6 protein-coding genes are annotated in these 6,539 nt (G+C 46.7%); 5 read left to right on the top strand and 1 reads right to left on the bottom strand.

Annotation, left to right across the window (positions count from 1 at the left end; translation table 11 throughout):
• Nucleotides 1-62: 62 nt before the first annotated feature.
• The gene (locus KIV40_RS14870) at nucleotides 63-941 is read right to left on the bottom strand and encodes a DMT family transporter (RefSeq protein ID WP_285349948.1); all 879 of its coding nucleotides are present in this window, start codon (nucleotides 939-941) and stop codon (nucleotides 63-65) included.
• Between the two features lie 343 nt (nucleotides 942-1,284).
• On the opposite strand from KIV40_RS14870, the gene KIV40_RS14865 reads away from it, so the two are divergent.
• From KIV40_RS14865 to KIV40_RS14845, 5 genes are all read left to right on the top strand, one after another.
• The gene (locus KIV40_RS14865; protein ID WP_173400083.1) at nucleotides 1,285-1,455 is read left to right on the top strand and encodes a hypothetical protein; all 171 of its coding nucleotides are present in this window, start codon (nucleotides 1,285-1,287) and stop codon (nucleotides 1,453-1,455) included.
• Between the two features lie 385 nt (nucleotides 1,456-1,840).
• On the top strand, nucleotides 1,841-2,230 hold the full coding sequence (locus KIV40_RS14860; RefSeq protein ID WP_228174392.1) for a cytochrome c: 390 nt from the start codon (nucleotides 1,841-1,843) through the stop codon (nucleotides 2,228-2,230).
• 15 nt (nucleotides 2,231-2,245) lie between these two features.
• On the top strand, nucleotides 2,246-3,655 hold the full coding sequence (ccoN, locus tag KIV40_RS14855; RefSeq protein ID WP_285349946.1) for a cytochrome-c oxidase, cbb3-type subunit I: 1,410 nt from the start codon (nucleotides 2,246-2,248) through the stop codon (nucleotides 3,653-3,655).
• A gap of 1 nt (nucleotide 3,656) precedes the next feature.
• Nucleotides 3,657-4,268, top strand: a complete 612-nt coding sequence (locus KIV40_RS14850; RefSeq protein ID WP_285349944.1) for a cbb3-type cytochrome c oxidase subunit II — start codon at nucleotides 3,657-3,659, stop codon at nucleotides 4,266-4,268.
• Complete coding sequence (locus KIV40_RS14845) at nucleotides 4,265-6,421, top strand: c-type cytochrome (protein ID WP_285349943.1); 2,157 nt, start codon at nucleotides 4,265-4,267, stop codon at nucleotides 6,419-6,421. Before KIV40_RS14850 ends, KIV40_RS14845 begins: the two co-directional genes overlap by 4 nt.
• Nucleotides 6,422-6,539 lie beyond the last annotated feature (118 nt).

Below are 6,539 nucleotides of genomic sequence, written 5' to 3'. Positions count from 1 at the left end.
ACACACCCTAGAAAGGCAGAGCCAACGATAGTTATTTAGTTAGCTCTATAAAGTGAATTGAACTAAGCACGTTTTGGAAAACGGAGTTTGCCGCCAGTTCGGTAGATCAACAATGAAAACAAGATAAGTGCACAACCAACCAACTTATTTGCAGTCAAAACCTCACCGTACCAAAGCACACTAAGTATCACAGTCCACACGGGTTCGAGAATCATAATCAGCGCTGCGTTGCCCGCTTGAACAAACTTCTGTCCCATGGTTTGCATCACATAGCGTAAGCTCGTTGCCAAAAGCGTACTAAGAGCAAACCAAATCCAGATAGATGTCGACACTTCTTCAGGCACCGTTTCCACTGAAGATGAAATCAGTAAACCTATCAAACCCGTGATAAACAGCTGAATACACGTTAGCAACAATACCGGCAATTTCTGCGAGTACTTACTGTTGACGTTGAAGTGCAAAGCGAGCATCAAAGCTGCACCCAAAAACCAAAGTTGACTGGTAGATTGTTGCCAGCCACCAGCCAAAGACAAACACCCTAAGCCAAGAATTGCGATAGGCAGCGAGATCCAGAAAATTCGTTGCGGTCTTTGACGGAACATTACCCAAGCAACGATTGGCACAAACAGCATCGAAAGACTCATGATGAATACGCCTTCGCCCAGCGTGTCACTGATAGAAATCGCGTATATCCAGCACATTAATGCGCCACCTAAAAGCACGCCAACTCCCGCAGCCGCAAAGATATCTTTCTTATTAGCAGCACGAAGCGGCTTGATGCATAAAGGCAGTAAGCATAGAGAAGCGATGGTAAATCGCAGACCGATGAATCCGAATGGTGGTAGACCTTGAATGGTTTCTTTAGAGAAAATCCACCCTAGAGCCGCGATCATCGTAGTTGCGACGAGCACGAATGCAGCTTTGCGTTCTGAGTTAAGCATAATTACTCACAAAAAATACCCGACGACGGAATCTTCAGGGTTTATATATGATTGATTTTAATGCGTGATAGCTGGTTGTATTTTTATCGCAAATGCTGGACTGAATGTGTACTAAAACTGGGGAGTGCTAACGTTTGCGAAACGCTCACAGCATACATTGTGACTTAGCTCTCATCGAGGAAATTACTGTGAAACCCTGTCATTATTTCATGACGTGATGCAGCCAAAACACCCGCTGAACTCTTAGGCAAAAACTCAAACAAAGTAAGGAATAACCTCAATCTAAATTGAGAGCAAAATGCTACAATAACAACGAAGTAAAACAGACGTCAGGAGGTGCTTTATGAGACATTCAACCGTACTCTTTTTCATTCTGATAGCCCTAATTATCATCGCGCCAATCGCACTGGGCTCCCTGTTTAATCTTGTTACTTCCCTACGCTTAAGTTACCTCGAGGCCGACCCAATTTCTGTCACGCACGTCTATGACATGATGATCTATCGCGGTCGATAGTTTGTTTCCCAAGCTCTCTTATTCTCTAACCGCTCTTGCTTAAAACCATGAGCGGTTTTCAATTTCTACTGTTCTTTTTAAAACACCCCAAAGACGAACAAATCATACAAAACCCACCATTTTTCAAACGCCAAAAGCTAAGCATCTATTTTCACTTTAGTTTTATTGGCGCTGATTTTGTCCAATCCGCTGTGCCAGCACGTATTACTAATTAAATTCATATCTAAATCGGCTTGAACATAGCGATATTGCCAGTACCTGCTTACTCTTTAACTTATAAATATAAGAAACACGCCAGTTCATTCACCTTACAAATAAGAGCGAAGCGCTGGCTTTCATAGCCCAAGTTAGTGAAAAACGCATTCAATTTACTAGGGAAACAGTGATGAGATTAAAGAACACGCATTTCATGAGCACAGGTATAAAGGCGACTCTCCTCGCCACGATGTGCTTCTCTCCTTTCACTTTCGCATCTGACGCCAAAGTCGACGAGCAATTTGAGGTTGGTAAAGAGAAAGCGAAAGTATGTATGACATGTCACGGTGCTGACGGCATCTCTACCATCGACGCCTATCCAAACCTACGCGGCCAGAAAAAAAGTTACCTGATCTCTTCTTTGAAAGATTACAAAGCGCGGGAGCGGACTAGTGGGTTGGCGGTACTCATGCAGCAGCAAGCCGACGCCCTGTCTGACCAAGATATAGAAGACATCGCGCACTATTATTCGCAGTTAGGGACCGAGCATTCACCGTCAGATAACGAGCCCCAGCCTTAAACGAGGAGCGTTCTTATGGAACAAACAACTACTCAATACAACACTCAAGTTGTGAAGTATTTTGTGTTGGCATCGTTGGTTTGGGCGATTGCGGGGATGATCATCGGTGTCATTCTAGCGGCGCAGTTGTACTGGCCCATTCTGAACTTTGATTCGCAATATTTCCAATTCGGTCGTCTGAGACCTCTACACACATCTGGCGTGATATACGGCTTTGTCGTAAACATTTTAATGGGTACTTCGCTATATATTGCCCAGCGTACTGGCCGTTGTAATTTGTTCAACCAGAGCTTGTCTTGGATGGTGTTCTGGGGATGGCAACTCGTTCTGCTCTTGGCGCTTATTACCCTGCCCGCAGGCTATACGACATCAAAGGAGTATGCGGAGTTGGAATGGCCAATCGACGTCTTAATCGTCTTGGTATGGGTGCTTTATGCCGTGCTGTTCTTTGGCACGATTGCCAAGCGCAAAATAGACCATATCTTTGTAGCAAACTGGTTCTTTGCCGCCTTTATTATCGTGATTGCGATGATCTTCGTCGTGAACAATCTTGCCATGCCTGTCTCTTTGATGAAATCCTATTCCGTCTTTGCTGGTGCACAAGATGCCATTGTCCAATGGTGGTGGGGTCATAACGCGGTAGGATTTTTGCTAACTGCGGGTGTGATTGGGATGAACTATTACTTCATTCCTAAAGCCGCTGATCGCCCTATCTACTCTTATCGTTTGTCTGTAATCCATTTTTGGGGCTTGGTTGGGTTTTACACTTGGGCGGGTACGCACCACTTGGTTTACTCTTCGGTACCGGTTTGGGTGCAAAACATCGGCATCATCATGTCACTCATTCTTTGGCTTCCGTCTTGGGCTGGCGCTTTCAACAGTGCGATGACGCTGCTGCAAAACAAAGAGAAACTCAAATCTGACTATATCTGCTTGTTCTTCTTCTCAGCAATCCTTTACTACTGCTTAGCCACTTTCGAAGGGCCTCTGCTTGCCATTCGCTGGTTCAATATGCTGGCGCACAACACAGAATGGGTGATCGGACACGTTCACTCTGGCGCATTAGGTTGGGTGGGCATGTCTGGCATTGCGGTGTTCTACTACTTCATCCCACGTCTGTGGAATAAAACGGAACTGTGGTCGAAGCGACTGATCAAATGGCACTTCTGGCTTGCCCATGCAGGTGTTGCCATCTATGCCATCGCACTTTGGGTTGCCGGTATTGGTGAGGGCTACATGTGGCTCACTCAAAACGAGAATGGTGAGCTAGTATACAGCTTTATCGAAGCCATGAACTTTAAAGCACCATGGTTGTTCTTGCGCTTCTTTGGTGGTGCGCTCTTTGTACTCGGCTTGTTCCTGATGGCATTCAACTTGTACAAGACCGTACGTTCTCCGTCTGTACTAGTAGCGAAGGAGGCATAAGATGAGCAAAGACTTTACGCATTCAGTGATCATCTTGATCATCACCACCGTTGTTGTGGCTTCCTTCTCTCTTGCAGTGTGGGTAGTGCCTAATATCCTGCGTACTGACGACATCGCCAAAGGCAGTTTAGCGAAGCCATTAACCGCGTTGGAGCTTGCTGGTCGCGATATCTACATCAGCGAAGGTTGCCATGTGTGCCACACGCAGATGGTTCGCCCGCTAGAGCCTGAAATCAAACGTAACGGACGCGCTAACCAAGAGTCCGATGATATTTACGAGTTTCCTAACTTGTGGGGTTCCAAACGCACTGGCCCAGATCTAACCAATCTTGGACGTAAGTATTCGGACCAATGGCATGTGTTGCATCTTATCGACCCACGCCAAGTGGTTCCTACATCCATGATGCCCGCTTATCCTTGGTTGTTTGAGCAGACTTTGTCTGGTAACGCCATTGGTAACAAGATGGAAACGCTCCGTACGTTGGGCGTGCCCTACACCGACCAAGAGATCTCAGACGCGCGTTTACAAATACGCGGTAAAACCAAAGCGGAAGCTCTGATTCGTTATCTTCAAAGCCTTGGTCAAGACACAGCACAGGAGGTGGCACAATGAGCACATTCTGGAACTGGTGGGCAATTGCCGCCACGGTTGTCTTCTTCATATTGATGGTTTCTGTCATCATCAAATATTGGCGTAGCAACCATAAAGCAGACCAAGACCATACCATCGCCTCCTTTGATGGTATTGATGAAAAAGACGCACCGCCACCCAAATTACTGTTTGCCAGTTACGCGGTCGCCTTTCTGTTGTCAGCAGGATACCTAGTGTTATATCCGGGCTTGGGCGAATGGAAAGGTTTGGCGAATTACGATCAAAGTGATGATAAACTCAGCGCACCGTCAACGACGCTTGATGAACAATTTAGCCAAGTTACGGACATGTCGCTCGACGCATTGGCACAAAACGGCGATATCGTTCGTTCCGGTCACATCCTTTTTCAAACCCATTGTGCCGCTTGTCACCGAGACAATGCTCAGGGCCAAAAACACTTCCCTAACCTGATAGATAAAGAATGGATGTATGGCGGCGATGACGAAGCTCTGATTCATTCTATTGCCAAAGGTCGTAACGGCGCCATGCCGGGCTGGGTAGAGGTCATGAGGAAAGACGAAGTCGATAAGGTTGCCTATTACCTTGCATCCCTTAATCAACGTCACAGTGACGTACCAGAAGTGAAAGTTGAGTTAGGTAAGAATTTGTTCGTCGAATATTGCTCGTCATGTCATGGTGACGGCTCTATAGCAAATCAACAAACGGGCGTGCCTGACCTATCAGACAGTGTCTGGCTACATGGCGGGAGCATCGAGGAGATTCAGCACACCATCAATTATGGTTTGAATAACTTGATGCCTGCGTTTGAAAACCAACTTTCTGAGCACGAAATCCTCGCACTGGGTGCTTACATCCGTAAAGCGGGTGAAGAACAAGAGCTAAAGCTCGCAGCGCTTAATGCTGAGTCAGTGAAACGCGGTGAGTACCTTGCCCATGCTGGGGACTGTGTGGCTTGTCACAGTGCTGAAGGTGGCGAACCTTTTGCAGGCGGTCTGCCGTTCGTTACCCCATTCGGCACTATTTATTCCACCAATATCACGCCCCATGCCAGTGCAGGTATTGGTGAGTATGATTATGATGACTTCCGAGATGCGCTTGTGAAGGGTAAAGGCAAACATGGTTACCTTTACCCTGCCATGCCCTACACCTCTTATCAATATCTCACGGAACAAGACATGATGGATTTGTGGGAATTCATGCAATCTATCCCTGCGGTAGCTCGTCGTAACGATGAAAACCATATGATGTTCCCATCTAACATCCGCCTTGGTTTGCTTGGCTGGAATATCGTCTTTATGGATACCGACCCAATCGACTACAGCTTGCCTCAAGAACTTGAAGGACACGTGGAAGATGTTGAGAAGTGGCAGAAAGGCAAATATTGGGTAGCAGGCTTAGGACACTGCTCAGAGTGCCACACACCGCGCAACATTGCTCAAGCCCTAATTCCTGAGCGTATCTTCCAAGGTAACTTGATAGACGGCTGGAATGCGCCTGACATTACCTCAACAGAGTTGTACGTTGGTGGTTGGGATGAAAAGACGTTGACCGACTTCTTACACACTGGTCATTCAGACAAAGGCACCGCGTTTGCCGGGATGGCGGATGTCGTGAAGAATAGCTTGAGTTTAATGACGCGTGAAGACATTGAATCCATGTCCTACTACTTGCTCAGTGGCGATGTGAACAACTTTATTGCCGCCGACGCAGTACCACTAGAACCTAAAGGGTTCGATGACGACGCCTATCAAGATCCAATCTACACCGTCTACAAACAGACTTGTGGCGCTTGTCACGGCAACGATGGTAAAGGGCGAGATCCAATAGCGCCAACATTGCTAAATAACGGCATCATCATGCACAGCGACCCGTTCAACACCATTGCGGTAACTGTGCGAGGCTTGCAACCTACCTACATTGATCCAGAGCGTAATTTCATGCCGATGGCGAGCTTTGAGGACATCCTCTCCGACGCACGTTTAGCAGAGTTAATTACCTTTGTGCGTAAACACCTCGGAGACCAACAAGAAGCAGTTACTGCCGCTGACGTACAGGAAGTACGTGAGACGCTAGAAGCCGCTGGATACGCAGGAGGGCTGCATACAACACCTGATATGTACGATAGACGCGATAACAACATCAACATCCGCTAGTTACTGTTGAGGTGAGTTGTTGCCGAAGAAAATCGTTGATGAAGCGAATTGTTGTTTATACGAACTATTGTTGTTTGAACAAACTATTGCTGAATTTTGTCCAATCGAGTAGGAGGAG

The sequence above is a fragment of the Vibrio sp. D173a genome, assembly GCF_030248475.1.
Note: the sequence above shows the minus strand (reverse complement) of the source record. Positions and strands in the feature narration are given on the sequence as shown.